This window comes from Amycolatopsis sp. cmx-4-83, assembly GCF_046548815.1.
Taxonomy (GTDB): domain Bacteria; phylum Actinomycetota; class Actinomycetes; order Mycobacteriales; family Pseudonocardiaceae; genus Amycolatopsis; species Amycolatopsis pretoriensis_A.
This window is the reverse complement of sequence record NZ_JAEBEF010000002.1, coordinates 112,940-130,110: the sequence shown is the minus strand read 5'-3', so window position 1 is coordinate 130,110 and position 17,171 is coordinate 112,940. Positions and strand designations below refer to the sequence as shown.

Here is a 17,171-nt window from a genome sequence, read left to right as displayed (position 1 = left end):
CTGCGTTCCCACCGGTCGCCCCGGGGACACGACCTCTTACCGCACCTTCCGCGAAAGTCGTCCACGGCCGGGCCCGTGACATCTGTCAGGCCGAAGTCGTGGCGGACGACATCCGTCCCCGGACCCTCGCCGCGACAAGCTTTTCGCATGACGAAGAACGGTTCCCCGCTCCAGACCCTCGCCGTCGAGATCGCCGTCCCGATCGGCGTCTACTACGGGCTCCACGCGCTCGGCGCGAGCGTCTTCCTCTCGCTCGCCCTCAGCGGTGTCGTCCCGCTCGCCCGGACGCTCCACCAGTTCGCCAAGGACCGCACCCTGAACGGCCTCGCGCTCGTCGTCCTGGTCACGAACGTCGTCGGCATGCTGCTGACCTTCGTCTCCGGCGACGCCCGCATGATGATCGCGAAGGACTCGCTCGGCAGCGGCATCACCGGGCTCGTCATCCTCGTCTCCGCGTGCACCGCGGCGCCGATCATGACCAAGACGATCCAGCCGTTCCTCACCCGCGGCAAGGCGGAGAACGAAGCCGCGTGGGAACGCCTCAGCGGCACGCCGAAGTTCTCGCGGATCATGCGTCTCACCAGCGTCATCTGGGGTATCGGGTTCGTCCTCGAGTCCGCCGCCCGCGTCATCGGCGCCTTCACGCTGCCGATCGAAACCATGGTGTGGCTGAGCACCGTCATCTTCGTGGGCGCGTTCGCGGTGATGATGGTCGCCGGCGGCAAGGTCGCCGAGCAGGCGGGCAAGCTGATCGCCGCCGAGGCGAAGGCGGACGCCCGGCCGCTCGTCGCCGCTTGACCTGCGACGATGCCAGGGTGTACAGGTGTGTACATGTACAGCAAGCGGCAGCAGCTGGTCGGCGACCTCACCGGCCTGATCCGCTCCGGGCGCCTCGCCAACGGCGAACGCCTCCCCGGTGAGCACCAGCTCGCCCTGCAGTACCAGGTCAGCCGCGGCACGGTCCGCAGCGCGCTGTCCGAGCTGCAGCAGCTCGACCTCATCTCCACCCAGGCCGGCGTCGGGTCGTTCGTCACCTTCGACGGCGTCCAGCTCGACCAGCGGATCGGCTGGGCCCGCGCCCTCGCCGACGCCGGCGCGCCCGTCACCACCGAACTCCTCGGCATCGAAACCGTCCGGGACCAGGCGCTCCACGAGGAGTTCGGGCCGGAGACCTACGTCGCCGTCCGGCGGCTGCGGCGGGAGCACGACCGCGGGGTTTCCCTGGAAACCGCCACCGTGCCCGCCGTCGGGCCGCTCGCCGAACTCCCCGAAACCGGCCTGCGCGACGGCTCCCTCACCAAGACCCTCGAAGCCGCCGGCCTGGTCTCCGTCGGCGGCGACCAGTGGATCAGCACCGAACGCCTGGACGCCTGCGCCGCCGAACTCCTCGGCCGCAGCATCGGCGAACTCTTCCTCCGCGCCGAGCGCACCTCGGTCGACGCCGAGGGCAGGCTGGTCGAGCGGGTGGTCAGCCTGCTGGACCCGGACCGCTTCCAGTTCCACCTCACCTTCGGACACCGGTGAGCGCGCGGGACCGGGCGCTCGGCGCGTTCACCGGCCTGGCGGTCGGCGACGCGCTCGGCATGCCGACGCAGTCGATGTCCCGCGCCGCGATCGCCGCCACCTACGGGCCGGTCACCGGCCTGCTGACCGCCGTCGCCGAGCAGCCGATCGCGCCCTCGATGCCCGCCGGGTCGATCACCGACGACACCGAGCAGGCCGTCCTGCTGGCCCGGCTGCTCATCGACGGCCGCGGCACCGTCGAGCCGCACGTCTTCGCCGACGCCCTGCTCATCTGGGAAGCGGACATGGTCCGCCGCGGCTCCGCCGACCTGCTCGGCCCGTCGACGAAACGCGCGCTTTCCCGGCTGCAGAACGGCGTTCCGGCCGAGGAAGCCGGCCGCACCGGCACCACCAACGGCGCCGCCATGCGGGTCACGCCGGTCGGCATCGCCACGCCTTCGGAGGACCTGCACCGCCTGGTCGACGCCGTCGTCGCGACCGCGCGGGTCACGCACAACACCAGCCTCGGCATCGCGGCCGCCGCCGCGGTCGCCGCCGCCGTTTCCGCCGGGATCGACGGCGCGAGCCTGCCCGAAGCGCTCGACGCGGGTGAGCGCGCCGCCGTCGTCGGCGGGGAGCGCGGGCACTGGGCGCCCGGCGGGGAGATCGCCGCCCGGATCGGCTGGGCCCGCGGCTGGGTGCGGGGCATGGCGCCGGCCGCCGTCGCCGACGCGGTCGCCAGGGTGATCGGCACGTCGGTCGCGTCGCAGGAGTCCGTCGTGGCCGCGTTCGCGCTGGCCGAGGCCATGGGCGACGACCCGCCGGCGGCGCTGCGGCTGGCCGCCGGGCTGGGCGGCGACACCGACACCGTGGCCGCGATCTGCGGGGCGATGCTCGGGGCCGCGCACGGGGTCGACGCCTTCCGGCCCGACGTCGTCGAGACCGTGCTCAGCGTGAACCGGCTGGAATTCGGCCCGCTGGTCGACGAGCTCCTCAAGCTGCGCCGTCGATGACCGGGCGGCTGGTGCACACCGGGCAGGTCGTCCTCGACCTGGTCATGGCGGTGCCGGCCCTGCCCCCGCCGGGCGGCGACGTCCTGGCGACGTCGACGAACCTCTTGCCCGGCGGCGGGTTCAACGTGATGGCCGCGGCCGCGCGGTCCGGCGCGCGGGTGCTCTACGCGGGCACCCACGGCACCGGTGCGCTGGGCGACCTCGCACGCGCCGCGCTGGCCGCCGAGGGTGTCGAACTGGCCCACGAACCGACGCCGGAGCTGGACACCGGCGTCGTCGTCGCGCTGGTCGACGCGAGCGGCGAGCGCACCTTCGCGACCGGCACCGGCGCCGAAGGACGGCTGCGACCCGATCTGCTCGACCAAGTCCTCCCAAATGATGACGACGTGGTGTACGTGACTGGCTACAGTCTGTTGCACGAGATCAATCGCAGGGCTCTCGTCGAGTGGCTGCCCCGGCTGCCCGGCTCGAGGGTCCTGTTCGACCCCGGCCCGCTGGTGGCCGAAATCAACCCTGGAGAACTCCATGACGTACTGTCCATTGTAGACATTCTGAGCTGCAACGCCCGCGAAGCCGGCGTGCTGGGCGAGCTGCCACCGGTCGCCGTCGTCCGCGAGGGCGCGAAGGGCTGCCGCGTGCACGAACACGGCCGGACCACCGAGGTCCCCGGCTTCGCGGTCGACGCGATGGACACCAACGGCGCCGGCGACACGCATTGCGGCGTACTGGCCGCGGAGCTGCTGCGCGGCAGTACCCTCCTCGACGCCGCCGTGCGCGCCAACGCGGCGGCCGCGCTTTCGGTGACCCGGCCCGGCCCGGCGACGGCGCCGAGCCGGACGGAGATCGACCACTGGGTGGAGGCCACGACATGAGCGGTTCCCGCAGGCTCGAGGTGGAGACCAACGGCCTCGACGTGATCGACGACGCCGAGCGGCGCGGCAGGCCACGGCAGCTGTTCTGGCCGTGGTTCGGCGCGAACGTGTCGGTGCTGGGGCTGAGCTACGGCTCGTTCACCCTCGGCTTCGGCATCTCGTTCTGGCAGGCGCTGGTCGCCGGCGTCGTCGGCATCCTGTTCTCGTTCCTGCTGTGCGGGTTCATCGCGATCGCCGGCAAACGCGGGTCGGCCCCGACGATGCTGCTCTCGCGCGCGGCCTTCGGCGTCCGCGGCAACCGGCTGCCGTCGGCGATCTCGTGGCTGCTGACGGTCGGCTGGGAAACCGTGCTGACGGCGCTGGCGACACTGGCCACGGCGACGGTGTTCGACCGCCTCGGCTGGGGCGGCGGCACGGTGACGAAGGTGGTCGCGCTGGTGGTCGTCGCGGCGCTGACCGTCGCCGCCGGCGTGCTGGGCTTCGACGCGATCATGAAGCTGCAGACGTGGATCACGTGGATCACCGGCGTACTCACGGTCGTCTACGTGGTGCTCGTGGCCGGCGACGTGCACTGGCCGGCGGTCAGCGCGCTGCCGTCCGGCTCGGCGCAGCAGTGGGTGGGCGCACTGGTGTTCCTGATGACCGGCTTCGGCCTCGGCTGGGTCAACGCGGCCGCGGACTACTCGCGCTACCTCCCGCGCTCGGCGTCGGGCCGCGGGGTGGTCGGCTGGACGACGTTCGGCGCGTCGGTGGCGCCGCTGGTGCTGCTGGTGTTCGGGCTGCTGCTGGCCGGCTCGTCACCGGACCTGAACAAGGCGATCGCGGCGGACCCGATCGGCGCGCTGACGACGTTGCTGCCGCTGTGGTTCCTGGTGCCGTTCGCGATCGTCGCGGTGCTCGGGCTGGTCGGCGGCGCGGTGCTGGACATCTACTCGTCGGGCCTGGCGCTGCTTTCGGCCGGGCTGCGCGTGCCCCGCCCGGTGGCGGCGCTCGTCGACGGCGTGCTGATGGTGCTGGGCACTGTCTACATCGTGTTCTTCGGCGGCGAGTTCCTCGGCCAGTTCCAGGGTTTCCTGGTCACGCTGGGCGTCCCGGTGGCGGCCTGGTGCGGCGTGATGCTCGCGGACGTCCTGCTGCGCCGCCGCGACTACGCCGAGCGGGAGCTGTTCGACCCGGCGGGCCGCTACGGCGACGTCCGCGTCGGGCCGATCGCAGTGATCCTGGTGGCGACGGCGCTCGGCTGGGGCCTGGTGACGAACTCGTCCGCGGACTGGCTGAAGTGGCAGGGCTACCTCCTGGAGCCCCTCGGCCTCGGCGGCCGCGACGGCGCATGGGCGTTCGCGAACCTCGGCGTCCTGGTGGCGCTGGCGCTGGGCTTCCTGGCCACATTGCTGACGCGGCAGCGGGTCCGCACCCAGGAGGCGGCATGAGAGCGGTCCTGGCGGTCATCGACCTGCAGAACGTCTTCGCCGACCCGGCGAGCCCGTGGTTCACCCCACGCTTCGCCGAGGTCGTCCCCCCGATCCGCAGGCTGGTGACAGCGTTCGGCAACGACGTTGTGTTCACGCGGTTCGTCGCACCTTCGAGCCCGGAAGGAGCCTGGAAGCAGTACTACGCGCAGTGGCCCTTCGCCCTGCAGCCCCCGGACGCCCAGCTGTACCAGATCGTCGACGCGTTCCAGCCACCGTCCACAGTAGACGCGACCACCTTCGGCAAGTGGACCCCTCGCCTGGCAACCCGCGTCGGCGGCGCCCGGTTGGTTCTGGCAGGCGTCTCGACGGACTGCTGCGTCCTGTCGACAGCCCTGGCCGCAGCGGACGCAGGCGTCGCGGTCACCGTGGTGTCCGACGCGTGCGCGGGCGTGGACGACGAAAGCCACACCAAAACCCTCGACATCCTGCGGCTCTACAGTCCGCTGATCACAGTTGCTCAGGTCAGCGACGTCATCGACCAGAAGTAGCGCTCGAATGGAGCACTTGACCCTCGCTTAAGTGTAATATTACTCTTAACAACATGGCCGAGCAGCTTCAAGATCAAGGGCATCCTCTCCTCACAGAGGAGGAGATGCAGCACCTTGATGAGGTGGGTCAGGTCTTGAAGCGCGATGAGGGGCACACCTTCTTCCGCGAAGGCGAGGAGACCGACTTCGCGCTGCTCATTAAGAAGGGCCACATCAAGGTCGTCCTCGGCACGCGGCCACGCATCGTGGCGATCCGCGGGCCGCGGGAAACCGTCGGCGAGATGGCGGCCGTCCGCCCTCAGCCGCGCACGGCCAGCGCGATCGCCATGGACACCGTGGAAGTGCTGCTGCTGCCCGCTACGGCATGGCTGAAATTCCTCTACGACAACCCCCGCGCGATGCACGCCCAGCTCGTCGCCGCGGACGAGCGCGTATCGCAGGCGACGAACAAGGTCGTCGAGTCCGACCTCGCGGTCGAGCAGAAGGTCGCGAAAGCCATCCTCGAACTGGCGGGGAAAGGCATCGGCCGCTCCACCGACAGCGGGCTCGCCGTGCCGTTGAGCCAACAGGACGTCGCAGCGTTGACCGGCGCGTCTCTCGACTCAGTGAAGAAGATCATCCGCGCGTTGAAGGAGCAGGAGATGATCGGCACCGGTCGCCAGGTCCTCTACATCCTGAGGAACGAAGCTCTCGCGGAGATCGCCGAGGGCAACCGCACGGCGACGTTGTGAGCCCGCGATGCTGGCCAACCTGCTCGGTCACCTCGAATGGGTCACAGTCGCCGTCGTCGTCACCCTGTCGACGGTGACGAGGGCTTGGCTCAGGTTGCGGCGGACCGAAGTCCGGCAGCGGTTCGAGACCGATCGGCTCCACAAGGCATTGGAGGGCAGCAGCCCAACGGAACGACCGGAAATCATCCGCGCGCTGGCTGCCGTACCGGCGCCGGCCGAAGACTCCGACGAACCCGAACCGCAAGAACACACTCTGCTCGACTGGCTGCGCCGCCATCGACCGCTCGCACCACCGAAGGAATGATCGTGGTCATCAGCCTGTGCCACCACCCGCTCTTCCGGCAGCTGGCCGCGCTCGGGCTCGACACCCGCGACTACGTCGTATTCGGCAGTGCCCCCATGTTCGCGCACAACCTCACCGAGAGGCTCCACGACCTGGATGTTGTCGCGCGCGGCGAAGCCTTGCGCTACGCCGAAACGCACGGTGTGCCCGGAACAGGGTCTGTCACCGGAGACCGGCTCTGGAAGCTGTGCGATGGCCGCATCGAAGTCTCGGAGCGGTGGGTCTCACCCGAGTGGGACACCGACGACCTGATCTCGCGCGCGGAACTCATCGACGGCATCCCTTTCGCCCCGCTCTCCGACGTCCTCAAGTACAAGCTGATGCTGCGCCGGGCCAAGGATGGCGAGGACATCCGCGCCCTGTACCGCAGAACCGGAGCACCAACCCCGCCGGCCGAGTAGCCCGGGAACCACGTCGAGCTCCAAGTGACCGTGCCGCTCGGGGGGCACGCCCTGGACCGAAGCAAGTAGATTCGGCCCTGTGATCGACCACATCAGCATCCCCACCGAGGCCGGAACCTTCGACGCCATCGCCGCCGGGCCCGAAGACGGGCGGCCCGTGTTGCTGCTGCACGGCTTTCCCGAAGCCGCGGTCGAGTGGGAGCACCAGGTCGCCACCCTCGGGGTGCTCGGGTTCCGGGCCGTCGCGCCGGACCAGCGGGGCTACTCGCCCGGCGTGCGGCCGGAGCAGGCGACCGAGTACTCGATCGACCACCTCGTCGAGGACGTCGTCACGATCACGAAGGCGCTCGGCTGGGAGCGGTTCGACCTCGTCGGGCACGACTGGGGTGCCGCCGTCGCGTGGTGGACCGCCGACGCGCACCCCGATCGGTTGCGGAGCCTCGCCGTCATCTCCACGCCGCACCCCGCCGCGCTCGCCGAGGCCATGAAGACCGATGAGGACAAGCACCTGCGGACGCGGTACATGACCGAGTGGCGGCAGACGCGGGTCACCGAGAGGCGGATGCTCGAGAACGACGGCCGGGCACTGCGGGACATGTTCGAGCGGCGGGTGGCGCCGTCCAAGGTCGACGACTACGTCCAGCGGCTGTCCGAGCCGGGCGCGCTCACCGCGGCGCTCAACTGGTACCGGGCGGGGCGGCCGGGCGGGAAGATCGGGAAGATCGCCGTGCCCACGCTGTACGTCTGGAGCACCGAGGACGTCTCCTTCGGGTCGACCGCCGCGCTCGACACCGCGAACTGGGTCACCGGGCCGTACCGGTTCGAGATGCTCGAAGACGTCACGCACTGGGTTCCGGAGGAGGCGCCGGAGGCCGTCACCACGCTGCTCGTCGAGCACCTCCACGCGCGGTAACCGCCCGTCACCCCGCCGGGCGGATCACGGGTAACCCACCCACCTCGCGGTACGGCCGGTTCGGCGCGTTCGTGTTCACTGGGGCGCGTGGATACCGCGACCGAACCCGAGACCGAGCAGGTCGTCTTCGTCACCGAAGACGGCGTGCCCACCGGCGAAACCGGCCCGAAGCTGGCCAGTCACCACGAGCACACCCGGTTGCACCTGGCCTTCTCGTGCTACGTCCTGCGGCGAAGCGACAACGCCCTGCTGATCACCCAGCGCGCGCTCGACAAGAAGGTCTGGCCGGGGGTCTGGACCAACAGCGTCTGCGGCCACCCCGCACCCGGTGAGTCCCTCGAAGACGCCGTCCGCCGACGCGCGGGCTACGAGATCGGGCTGCCCTCGCTGTCCGGGCTGCGCTGCGTGCTGCCGAACTACCGCTACCGGACGCCGCCGTTCCAGGGGATCGTCGAGAACGAGTTCTGCCCGGTGTTCGCCGCGTGGACCGACGACGAGCCGGCGCCGAACCCGGCCGAGGTCGGCGACTGGCGCTGGATTGCCTGGAGCGACTACACGGAGCTACTGAACGACGTCACGGCTGATGTGAGTTACTGGGCCAAAGATCAGTTCGCCCAGCTCAAAGGCATCGAGCCGTTCTCGGGCCTCTGACCGGAACACTCCGCAGAGTCACCGGTACTGTCCCGTTTGAGCGAAATTCACCTTCGTCCGCACCGACGCCTCAAGGGTGGCCTCCGCCGCGACGACAACCAAGGGGTGGTGGAGGTGGGCATGGTCGCCGAGGGCGAAGGCGCGCTGAGCCGGACCGGCCGCCCACGGCCGCCGGACCTGCTCCGCCTGCACGAAGCCGTCGCGAGCCTCTTCGCGACCCAAGGCGATTGGCGCCGCGCCTACCAGCACCTGCGGTCCGCGCTGGACATCGCCCGCGACGGCAGCCTGCGCGACGCCCTGACGTCGAGCTACAACCGCCGTTACCTCGACGAGCGGCTCTACGGACCGTTCACCGACCGTCGCCCACTCGGTATTGCGCTCGTCGATCTCGACCGCTTCAAGCGCGTGAACGACACGTACGGTCACCTCGTCGGCGACCGCGTCCTCCGTCGGGTGGCCGATCTGCTGCAGGAGGAACTGCCGCCGGACGGCTTCTGCGCCCGCTACGGCGGCGAGGAGTTCGTGCTCTGGCTGCCCGGCGTCGACGCGGGGCACGCGATCGGCATCGTCGACGCGGCCCGCGTGCGCGTCGCCCGTCACCCCTGGTCAGAACTCCAGCCCGGGCTGCACGTGACGATCAGCGCCGGACTGGCGCACGAGGCCGGCGCGCCGTCGTCACCCGAACGCCAGCTGCGCAGCGCCGACCGCCTGCTTTATGCGGCGAAACGCGCGGGCCGCAACAAAGTGGCCTATCACGACGCGCAAAGCACGCAGTTAATAACCCACTCTGAGTAACGTAAACACCGCATTACTCCGGATTGCCGATCAGTGGCTTCACCCGTTTGTCGACGCCCACCGCCCGTTCGTCGACTCAAGGTGAAGAAATTTCCGGGAGGGTGTCGTCACGAACGGGGGGTATCCGTACGATAACGAAAACCTCCGGAGGAACGATCACCTCCTGCGGGGGAGGACGTCCTAGTCGAGATCGTGCGGAAGGAGACCGAGTGCCGGACGAGCACGACAGCCCGGGAACCGGTCGCCGCACCGATGGTCCGGCGCGGCCGCGGACGGGTAGACGCAGGTCGATGGAAGACCAGGGCGGCATCAGCGTCTCGGACGTCGTGGCCAAGACCACCGGGGTGCGGCCGACGCCGCCCCGCGAGCCGGACCAGCCGGGCCGCCGCGCGGCCGAGCCGCCGTCCCGGGCGCGGGCATCGCAGCCGCCCGCCGAAGACCCAGTACCCACGGACGCGAACCGTCAACCCCGCCCCCCGCGCCCCCGCCAGCCCCGCCGCACGGCAGCGGCGGCCCCGGCCCCCGAGGCGCCGCTCCAGCGCCGCCCCCCGGCGGCCAACCCGGGCCCCCAGCAGACCTCGGCGGCTCAGCAGCCCCCTCGCCGCCCGCGACGCCCGGGCGCGGACGCGACCCCGCCGGCCGAAGGCGGAGCCCCCCGACGAGCCCTCGACGGCCGCCGCGCGGTGACCCCCGACGACACGGCTCGGCGCAGCCCGGCCGCGGATCGGCGTGGCCCTGAGGACGCACCCACGCGCCACACGCCCGCAGCTGACGGACCAGCCGGTCGGCGCGCGGCCGCACCCGACGACACAGGTCCCCGCCACACGCCCGCAGCTGACGGACCCGGTCGGCGCGCGGCCGCCCCCGACGACACAGGTCCCCGTCACGCTCCCGCAGCCGACGGCCCCATCGGCCGACGCGCGGCCGCCCCCGACGACACGGGTCCGCGGCACGCTCCCGCAACCGACGGCCCCACCGGTCGACGCGCGGCCGGCCCCGAGGACGCCGGGCCTCGACGCAGCCCCGCTGACAGCCCCGCGCCGCGACGCTCGGCTGCCCCCGAAGACGCACCTACGCGCCACACGCCCGCAGCCGACGGCCGACGCTCGGTTGCCCCCGACGACTCAGGTCCGCGGCACGCTCCCGCAGCTGACGGACCCGGTTGGCGCGCGGGCGCCCCCGACGACGCAGGTCCCCGCCACGCTCCCGCAGCCGACGGCCGACGCGCGGCCGGCCCCGACGACGCGGCTCTGCGCCACGACGGACCCGCGGCCCGGCGTGCGGCTGCGCCCGAAGACTCAGGCCCCCGTCGCCCGATGGCGGCCGATGGCCCCGCCGGTCGGCGTGCGGCCGAGGGACCCGCGCCTCGCCGTGGTGCCGCGCCCGACGGGCCCGCGCCGCACCGTGCTCCCGACAGCGCTGCGATGCGGCGTCCGGCGACCGCGCGGCCGGTCGGCCCGCCCGGAACCCCGGACAGCCCGGCACCTCGCCGGGCACCGGCCCTCGACGAGAACACCGGCCGCGCGGCCACGCCCGACGGGCCCGCGGTTCGCCGTCCCGCCGCCGCACGGCCCGCCGCCACCCCGGACAGCCCCGCCGCTGCCCGCGAAACCGCTGCGCCCGAAGCCGGCGGCCGTCCGGCGGCCAACGGGGCCAACGGGATCTCCGCCGTGCCTCCGCGGTCCGCTCTCGATCCCCTCACCATGACCGACGAGATGGAAGCGATCGACGAGGCGACCCAGTACCGCCGCAAGATCGACCACACCCTCGCCCGGTTCTCCGCCGCGCACGACGAGATGAACGCCGAAGAAGAGAAGCGGCGGGTGCGGCGTGAGCGGCTCTCGCCCGCTTCGATCCTCGAGAGCACCCGCACCGCCCTTCAGCGGGTGGTCACCACCACGCCGCAGGGTGAAGACGAAGCCGTCTCCGAGGAACAGGCCGCGCAGACCCGGCTCCAGGAGAAGAAGGCCCGGAAGATCGAGCGCTCGGTGCGGTTCGGGCGGATCGCCGCCGCGGTCGTCGCCGGGCTCGTCTTCCTCGGGATCGGGGGTGCGTGGGGCGCCCAGACGTACTTCGACGCGAAGTTCACCCAGGTCTCCGCGCTCGACGAGAACTCCGCCGACATCCAGGACGCCGACGCGCAGGCCAACGACGAGAACTTCCTGATGGTCGGCTCCGACACCCGGGACGGCGCCTCCGCCGAGGAGGGCGTCGGCACCGCCGACAGCAATCCGGGCGCGCGCTCCGACACCGTGATGGTGGCGCACATCCCCGCGGACCGGAAGCGGGTCGTCGTCACGTCCTTCCCGCGTGACCTCGAGATCGACCGGCCCGAGTGCCAGCGCTGGGATCCCGCGCAGAGCAAGACGACCGACGAGAAGGTCCCCGAGCAGAAGATCGCGAAGCTCAACACCGCCTACGCGGTCGGCGGCCCGCCTTGCACCACCAAGGTGATCCAGCAGCTCACCGGTCTGCGGATCAACCACTTCGTCGGCATCGACTTCAACGGCTTCAAGGAAATGGTCGACGCCGTGCACGGCGTCACCGTGCACAACGAGACCCCGATCGACGACACGACCCTCGGCAAGGTGCTGATGGAGACCGGCGACGTGACGATCTCGGGCGACCAGGCGCTGAACTTCGTGCGCGCCCGGCACGTCAAGGGCGACCCGACGTCGGACTACGGCCGGATCAAGCGGCAGCAGGAGTTCATCGGCGCGCTGCTGCGGAAGGTCATGTCGTCGGACGTCGTGCTCGACCCCGGCAAGCTCAGCGACTTCATCACCGCCTTCGCGAAGGCCACCTTCGGCGACAACCTCGGCGTCAAGCAGATGATGACGCTGGCGCAGTCGATGAAGGGCCTCGACTCCTCGAAGATCACCTTCCTGACCGTGCCGACGGTCGGCCTGCCCAACAGCCGCGGCAACGAGGTCCTCGTCCGCAGCAAGACGAAGTCGCTCTTCGACGCGCTGCGCAACAACACCCCGCTGCCGGACGCGAACGCGCCGGTCCCGCCGAGCGAGCAGGCTCCGCCGACCAGCACGTCGAAGTCGAAGACGGGCAGCTCCAAGAGCACCACGACGAGCAAGAAGAACAGCACCACGGGCTGATCCGCGAGGATCGTTAGACCGGGTTCACGTGCGGTTCACCCGGCGATGCGGTGTTTGGTCACGGTTGGCCGTAGGGTTGGGCCATGCGTGAGGCTTACCATGTCGAACTCGAACAGCTCGCCGTCAACCTGGCCGCCATGTCGGTCCAGGTCGCCGACGCCATGGAGCGGGCCACGAGGGCACTGCTGGAGGTCGATCTCAGTCTCGCCGAGCAGGTGATCAGCGACGACGCCAAGGTCGACGACGCACGCGCCCAGTGCGAAGAGCAGGCGTACGCCCTGCTGGCCCTGCAGGCGCCTGTGGCGACCGATCTGCGCACCGTCCTCGCGGCGATCCACGCCGCGGAAAGCCTGGAGCGGATGGGCGATCTGGCGCTGCACGTGGCGAAGGCCGCGCGGCGCCGCCACCCCGACCCGGTGCTGCCCGACGCCGTGCGCCCGTACTTCGCCGAGATGGGCGAGGTCGCGGTCAAGCTGGCCCGCTCGACCGAGCAGGTCATCAAGACGAAGGACGTCGAAGCGGCGAAGACGCTCGAGTCCGACGACGACCAGGTCGACGACATCCACCGCCACCTCTTCACGGTCCTGATGGACCGCGAGTGGCCGCACGGCGTCGCCGCGGCGGTCGACGTGACGCTGCTGGGCCGCTTCTACGAACGCTACGCCGACCACGCGGTGTCGGTCGCGAAGCGGATGATCTTCGTGGTCACCGGCAAGATGCCGGGCTACGGCTCGGACGACGACATCTGAGCCGCACCAACGAGAAAGGCCCCCGGCCGGCGCCGGGGGCCTTTTTTGCGAAGACACCGCATTGCTCCACTTTGGACAAAAGAAAGGCCTTTCTCGCCGACCCCGAGCACCGGCGAGAAAGGCCTTCCCCGACAACGACTACTCAGCCGAAGCGGCCGGAAATGTAATCCTCCGTGGCCTTTTCGTCCGGGTTGGAGAAGATCTTCTCCGTGTCGTTGAGCTCCACCAGCCGGCCCGGCTGCCCGACGCCGGCGAGGTTGAAGAACGCCGTCTGGTCGGAAACCCGCGCTGCCTGCTGCATGTTGTGCGTGACGATGACGATCGTGTAGTCCTTCTTCAGCTCCCCGATCAGGTCCTCGATCGCGAGCGTCGAGATCGGGTCCAGCGCCGAGCACGGTTCGTCCATCAGCAGGACGTCCGGCTGGACCGCGATCGCGCGGGCGATGCAGAGCCGCTGCTGCTGACCGCCCGAGAGGCCGCCGCCCGGTTTGTTGAGGCGGTCCTTGACCTCGTTCCAGAGGTTCGCGCCGCGCAGGGCGCGCTCGGCGATGTCGTCGAGGGTCTTCTTGCCCTTGGTGCCACCGAGTTTCAGGCCCGCGACGACGTTGTCCTTGATGGACATCGTCGGGAACGGGTTGGGGCGCTGGAAAACCATGCCGATCGTGCGGCGGACCTGGACCGGGTCGACCGCCGACGCGTAGATGTCCTCGCCGTCGAGCAGCACCTGGCCGTCGACGCGGGCGCCGGGGATCACTTCGTGCATGCGGTTGAGCGTGCGCAGCACCGTCGACTTGCCGCAGCCCGACGGGCCGATGAACGCGGTGACGTTGCGCGGTGGCACGGAGAGGGTGACACCGTCCACGGCGTGGAACTTGCCGTAGTAGATGTCGACGTCCTTGACATCGAGTCGTTTGGCCATCAGGAACAGCTCACTTCTTCTTCGGGGCGACGAGGCGCGCGAACACGGTGGCGAGGAGGTTGATCAGCGCGATGATGATCACCAGGGTCAGTGCGGCGCCCCAGATCCGGTCGAAGCCGACCGAGCCGGGATCCATCGAGTTGGTGACGCGCTCGTTGTTCATCAGCAGCGGGAGCGCCGCCTGCTCGCCGCTGAAGATGTCCCAGTTCGTGTAGGCGGAGTAGCCGACCAGGACCAGCAGCGGCGCCGTCTCGCCCATCACGCGGGCCAGCGCCATCATGACGCCGCCGACGATGCCGGACATGGCCGTCGGGAGCACGATCTTCATGATCGTCTTCCACTTCGGCACGCCCAGCGCGTAGGAGGCCTCACGCAGGTCGTCCGGGACGATCCGCAGCATCTCTTCCGACGAGCGGACGACCACCGGGATCATCAGCAGCACCAGGGCCAGCGACACGGCGAAACCGCTGCGCGGCAGGCCGAACGTGGTGATCCAGAGCGCGTAGATGAACAGCGCCGCGACGATCGAGGGGACACCGGAGAGGATGTCCACCATGAACGTGGTGGCCTTGGCGAGCTTGCCGCGGCCGTACTCGACGAGGTAGATCGCGACGAGCATGCCGATCGGCACCGCGATGACCGCACAGACCAGACCCTGCAGCAGGCTGCCGATGATGGCGTGCAGCACACCGCCGCCGACCTCGTCGGACAGGAAGTTGCCCAGGTCCTGCGACCACCAGTTGGAGTACGGGATGCGCTTGATGCCGTTCGCGATGACCGTGTACAGCACCCAGACCAGCGGGACGACGGCGATCAGGAACGACAGCCAGACCAGCGTGGTCGCGACGCCGTTCTTGACCTTGCGGGCCAGGCTGACCTGCTGGAACGCGGGGGTCGTGGCCGGGGCTTCGAGCGTGCTGGTCATGCTCGGTCTCCCTTCTTGCCGATGACGGACCGGGCCGCGAAGTTCACCAGGAAGGTGAGCACGAACAGCACCAGGCCGGCCGCGATGTACGCGCCCGCCGAGACCTCGTTGTTGAACTCGCTGTAGTTGGCGGCGATCTTCGAGGCGAAGGTGGCGCCGCCGTCGAAGAGGCTCCAGTCGAAGTTCTTGCCCTGCGGGATCAGCAGGATCACGGCCAGCGCGATCGTCTCACCCAGTGCCCGGCCGAGGCCGAGCATGGACGCGCCCACGTACCCGGCCTTGCCGAACGGGAGCACCGTGGTGCGGATGACCTCCCAGCGGGTGGCACCGAGCGCGAGCGCGCCCTCCATGTGCGGGGTCGGCGTGCGCTCGAAGACCTCACGGGAGAGCGAGGTGATGATCGGCAGGATCATCACGGCCAGCACGATGCCGGCGGTGAAGATCGTGCCGCGCACGCTCGGCGCGACGTTGCCGGGGGCCAGCAGCGGGAACCACGAGAACGTGTCGTTGATCCACTGGGAGAACGGCTCGATCGCCGGGGCGAAGACGAGGATGCCCCAGAGACCGAAGATGATCGACGGCACGGCGGCGAGCAGGTCGATGACGTACGCGAACGGCCGCGCGAGCCGCTTCGGCGCGTACTGGGTCAGGAACAGGGCGATGCCCAGGGAGACCGGCATCGCGATGATCAGGGCCACGACCGAGGTCGCCACGGTGACCTCGAGCAGGTCGAGGATGCCGAACGACATGTTCGCCGGGTCGCTGGTCGACCAGCCGTGGTTGGTGAGGAAGTTGGCCTTGTCGGCCTGCAGCGCCGGGATCGCCTGGATGAGCAGGAAGAGCCCGATCAGGCCGATCAGGGCGACGACGAAGATCCCGGCCCCGGTGGTCAGGTTCTGGAAGATGCGGTCACCGGGCCGCACCTTCTTCGCTTTCTCGCCCGCGGGCGGCTGCGGCGCCGCCGGCGGGGCTGGTTGCTCCGAAATCGGGACCTCCGGGGGCGTCGTGGCGGACGACGAACGCCCACCGGGGTCGCCGGTGGGCGTTCGCGTCGAGGATGACTCGCTCATCAGCTACTTCTGACCAGCCTCTATCACTCGGATGTCAGTCGCAATGCCGGTTCAGGAGATCGCCTTGACGGCGGCCAGGACCTTGGTCTGCAGCGACTGCGGGATCGGCACGTAGCCCTTGGCGGACAGCGGCTGCTGACCGTCGGTGGCGGCCACCGTCAGGAACGCCTTGACGGCCTTCGCGACATCCGGGTTCGCGTACTTCGAGCAGACGATCTCGTAGGTCGTCAGCAGCAGCGGGTAGGCACCCGCGGTGTTGCTGGCGTAGATGCCGTTGAGGTCGAGCGCGAGGTCGTTCGAGCCGTCCTTGAGGAACTTCGCCGCGTCCAGTGACTTCGCCACGTTCGCCGCGTTGAGCTCGACACCGCCGGAGCCGCTGTCGATGAGGGCCGGGGTCAGGCCGTCCTTGGCGAACGCGCCCTCGACGTAGGTGATGCCGCCGTCGGAGGCCTTCACCGCGGTCGCGACACCGTTGGAGCCCTGCGCACCGTTGCCGACGCCACCGTTGAACTTCTTGCCGGCGCCCTTGGTCCAGTCCGCCTTCGCGGCCGCGCCGAGGTACTTCTGGAAGTTGTCGGTGGTGCCCGACTCGTCGGCGCGCGAGACGACCTGGATGGCCTTGTCCGGCAGGTTCAGGCTCTCGTTGCCCTTGACCGCCTTGATGGCCGGGTCGTTCCACTTGGTGATGCCACCGCTGAAGATCTTGGCGGTCACCGACGGGGTCAGCGTCAGCTTGTCCACACCGGACAGCTTGTAGGCGACCGCGATCGGGCCGACGACCAGCGGGATGTTCCAGGCGTCGCTGGCGCAGCGGGCCTTGGCGGCCGCGGCGTCGGCGTCCTTGATCGGCGAGTCCGAGCCGCCGAAGTCGATCTGGTTGGCGTTGAACTGCTTGACGCCGGCGCCCGAGCCACTCGGGTTGTAGTTGACCTGCTGGCCCGCGCACTTCTTGCTGTACTGCTGCGTGAAGATGTCGATGGCGTTCTTCTGGGCCGACGAACCTTCCGCGGAGAGCGGGCTCTTGCCACCGCATTCCACGGCGGCGGTGCCGGTCGCAGCGGGCGCCGAAGCCGAGTTCGAGCTGCCGCTGTTGGTCGCCGCGGGGTCGGAACCACAGGCGGCGAGCACGAGGGCGGCGCTCGCGACGATGCCCACCGCGCTCAGGGGCCGCATGATCTTCACTGCTGTTTCCTCCATCAGGAGCTTGACCGGGTCG

Annotated in this window: 18 protein-coding genes; 14 read left to right on the top strand and 4 right to left on the bottom strand. The window is 70.1% G+C overall.

Annotated elements, in window-relative coordinates; all coding sequences use genetic code 11:
• Positions 1-147: 147 nt before the first annotated feature.
• The 14 genes from ACLJQM_RS05590 to phoU all read left to right on the top strand — a co-directional run bounded on the left by ACLJQM_RS05590 (position 148) and on the right by phoU (position 13,041).
• Positions 148-798 carry a VC0807 family protein gene (locus ACLJQM_RS05590; protein ID WP_360779552.1) on the top strand — a complete coding sequence of 217 codons (651 nt, stop codon included), beginning with the start codon at positions 148-150 and terminating at the stop codon, positions 796-798.
• A gap of 33 nt (positions 799-831) precedes the next feature.
• Positions 832-1,524: a GntR family transcriptional regulator gene (locus ACLJQM_RS05585; protein ID WP_410630351.1), complete on the top strand. Its 693-nt coding sequence runs from the start codon at positions 832-834 to the stop codon at positions 1,522-1,524.
• Positions 1,521-2,516, top strand: coding sequence for an ADP-ribosylglycohydrolase family protein (locus tag ACLJQM_RS05580; protein WP_360779547.1), 996 nt, complete (start codon positions 1,521-1,523; stop codon positions 2,514-2,516). The genes ACLJQM_RS05585 and ACLJQM_RS05580 overlap by 4 nt, the downstream gene beginning before the upstream one ends.
• Positions 2,513-3,388 carry a PfkB family carbohydrate kinase gene (locus ACLJQM_RS05575; protein WP_410630350.1) on the top strand — a complete coding sequence of 292 codons (876 nt, stop codon included), beginning with the start codon at positions 2,513-2,515 and terminating at the stop codon, positions 3,386-3,388. Before ACLJQM_RS05580 ends, ACLJQM_RS05575 begins: the two co-directional genes overlap by 4 nt.
• The gene (locus ACLJQM_RS05570) at positions 3,385-4,818 is read left to right on the top strand and encodes a purine-cytosine permease family protein (RefSeq protein ID WP_247016974.1); all 1,434 of its coding nucleotides are present in this window, start codon (positions 3,385-3,387) and stop codon (positions 4,816-4,818) included. Before ACLJQM_RS05575 ends, ACLJQM_RS05570 begins: the two co-directional genes overlap by 4 nt.
• The gene (locus ACLJQM_RS05565) at positions 4,815-5,348 is read left to right on the top strand and encodes a cysteine hydrolase family protein (RefSeq protein WP_410630349.1); all 534 of its coding nucleotides are present in this window, start codon (positions 4,815-4,817) and stop codon (positions 5,346-5,348) included. Before ACLJQM_RS05570 ends, ACLJQM_RS05565 begins: the two co-directional genes overlap by 4 nt.
• A 53-nt stretch (positions 5,349-5,401) precedes the next feature.
• Complete coding sequence (locus ACLJQM_RS05560) at positions 5,402-6,079, top strand: Crp/Fnr family transcriptional regulator (protein WP_410630348.1); 678 nt, start codon at positions 5,402-5,404, stop codon at positions 6,077-6,079.
• Between the two features lie 7 nt (positions 6,080-6,086).
• Positions 6,087-6,383 carry a hypothetical protein gene (locus tag ACLJQM_RS05555; RefSeq protein WP_247016969.1) on the top strand — a complete coding sequence of 99 codons (297 nt, stop codon included), beginning with the start codon at positions 6,087-6,089 and terminating at the stop codon, positions 6,381-6,383.
• 2 nt (positions 6,384-6,385) lie between these two features.
• A complete protein-coding gene (locus tag ACLJQM_RS05550; RefSeq protein ID WP_410630347.1) occupies positions 6,386-6,823 on the top strand; it encodes a hypothetical protein in 438 nt (145 codons plus the stop codon).
• A gap of 79 nt (positions 6,824-6,902) precedes the next feature.
• A complete protein-coding gene (locus ACLJQM_RS05545; RefSeq protein WP_410630346.1) occupies positions 6,903-7,736 on the top strand; it encodes an alpha/beta fold hydrolase in 834 nt (277 codons plus the stop codon).
• Positions 7,737-7,823: 87 nt separating this feature from the next.
• Complete coding sequence (gene idi, locus ACLJQM_RS05540) at positions 7,824-8,387, top strand: isopentenyl-diphosphate Delta-isomerase (protein ID WP_410630345.1); 564 nt, start codon at positions 7,824-7,826, stop codon at positions 8,385-8,387.
• A 120-nt stretch (positions 8,388-8,507) separates the two neighbouring features.
• Positions 8,508-9,182: a GGDEF domain-containing protein gene (locus ACLJQM_RS05535; protein ID WP_410630344.1), complete on the top strand. Its 675-nt coding sequence runs from the start codon at positions 8,508-8,510 to the stop codon at positions 9,180-9,182.
• A gap of 1,424 nt (positions 9,183-10,606) precedes the next feature.
• Positions 10,607-12,292 (top strand): LCP family protein, encoded by a 1,686-nt coding sequence (locus ACLJQM_RS05530; protein ID WP_410630343.1) that lies wholly within the window; start codon positions 10,607-10,609, stop codon positions 12,290-12,292.
• Positions 12,293-12,375: 83 nt separating this feature from the next.
• Positions 12,376-13,041: a phosphate signaling complex protein PhoU gene (gene phoU, locus ACLJQM_RS05525; RefSeq protein ID WP_247016962.1), complete on the top strand. Its 666-nt coding sequence runs from the start codon at positions 12,376-12,378 to the stop codon at positions 13,039-13,041.
• A 142-nt stretch (positions 13,042-13,183) separates the two neighbouring features.
• Here phoU and pstB read toward each other — a convergent pair whose 3' ends face one another.
• From pstB to pstS, 4 genes are all read right to left on the bottom strand, one after another.
• Positions 13,184-13,960, bottom strand: a complete 777-nt coding sequence (gene pstB / locus ACLJQM_RS05520; RefSeq protein WP_247016960.1) for a phosphate ABC transporter ATP-binding protein PstB — start codon at positions 13,958-13,960, stop codon at positions 13,184-13,186.
• A gap of 10 nt (positions 13,961-13,970) precedes the next feature.
• Positions 13,971-14,885, bottom strand: a complete 915-nt coding sequence (pstA, locus tag ACLJQM_RS05515) for a phosphate ABC transporter permease PstA (protein WP_360779526.1) — start codon at positions 14,883-14,885, stop codon at positions 13,971-13,973.
• Entirely contained in the window at positions 14,882-15,808 is a 927-nt protein-coding gene (pstC, locus tag ACLJQM_RS05510; RefSeq protein ID WP_410630796.1) for a phosphate ABC transporter permease subunit PstC, read from the bottom strand. The genes pstA and pstC overlap by 4 nt, the downstream gene beginning before the upstream one ends.
• 198 nt (positions 15,809-16,006) lie before the next feature.
• On the bottom strand, positions 16,007-17,137 hold the full coding sequence (gene pstS, locus ACLJQM_RS05505; protein WP_247016955.1) for a phosphate ABC transporter substrate-binding protein PstS: 1,131 nt from the start codon (positions 17,135-17,137) through the stop codon (positions 16,007-16,009).
• Positions 17,138-17,171: the final 34 nt, after the last annotated feature.

Bases quoted from the DNA above. Each gene is read 5' to 3' on its own strand.
- pstA (WP_360779526.1), bottom strand. From the start codon at position 14,885: ATGACCAGCACGCTCGAAGCCCCGGCCACGACCCCCGCGTTCCAGCAG.
- ACLJQM_RS05575 (WP_410630350.1), top strand. From the start codon at position 2,513: ATGACCGGGCGGCTGGTGCACACCGGGCAGGTCGTCCTCGACCTGGTC.
- ACLJQM_RS05565 (WP_410630349.1), top strand. From the start codon at position 4,815: ATGAGAGCGGTCCTGGCGGTCATCGACCTGCAGAACGTCTTCGCCGAC.
- ACLJQM_RS05530 (WP_410630343.1), top strand. From the start codon at position 10,607: ATGCGGCGTCCGGCGACCGCGCGGCCGGTCGGCCCGCCCGGAACCCCG.
- pstB (WP_247016960.1), bottom strand. From the start codon at position 13,960: ATGGCCAAACGACTCGATGTCAAGGACGTCGACATCTACTACGGCAAG.
- ACLJQM_RS05570 (WP_247016974.1), top strand. From the start codon at position 3,385: ATGAGCGGTTCCCGCAGGCTCGAGGTGGAGACCAACGGCCTCGACGTG.
- ACLJQM_RS05560 (WP_410630348.1), top strand. From the start codon at position 5,402: ATGGCCGAGCAGCTTCAAGATCAAGGGCATCCTCTCCTCACAGAGGAG.
- ACLJQM_RS05590 (WP_360779552.1), top strand. From the start codon at position 148: ATGACGAAGAACGGTTCCCCGCTCCAGACCCTCGCCGTCGAGATCGCC.
- ACLJQM_RS05555 (WP_247016969.1), top strand. From the start codon at position 6,087: ATGCTGGCCAACCTGCTCGGTCACCTCGAATGGGTCACAGTCGCCGTC.
- ACLJQM_RS05535 (WP_410630344.1), top strand. From the start codon at position 8,508: ATGGTCGCCGAGGGCGAAGGCGCGCTGAGCCGGACCGGCCGCCCACGG.
- phoU (WP_247016962.1), top strand. From the start codon at position 12,376: ATGCGTGAGGCTTACCATGTCGAACTCGAACAGCTCGCCGTCAACCTG.
- ACLJQM_RS05585 (WP_410630351.1), top strand. From the start codon at position 832: ATGTACAGCAAGCGGCAGCAGCTGGTCGGCGACCTCACCGGCCTGATC.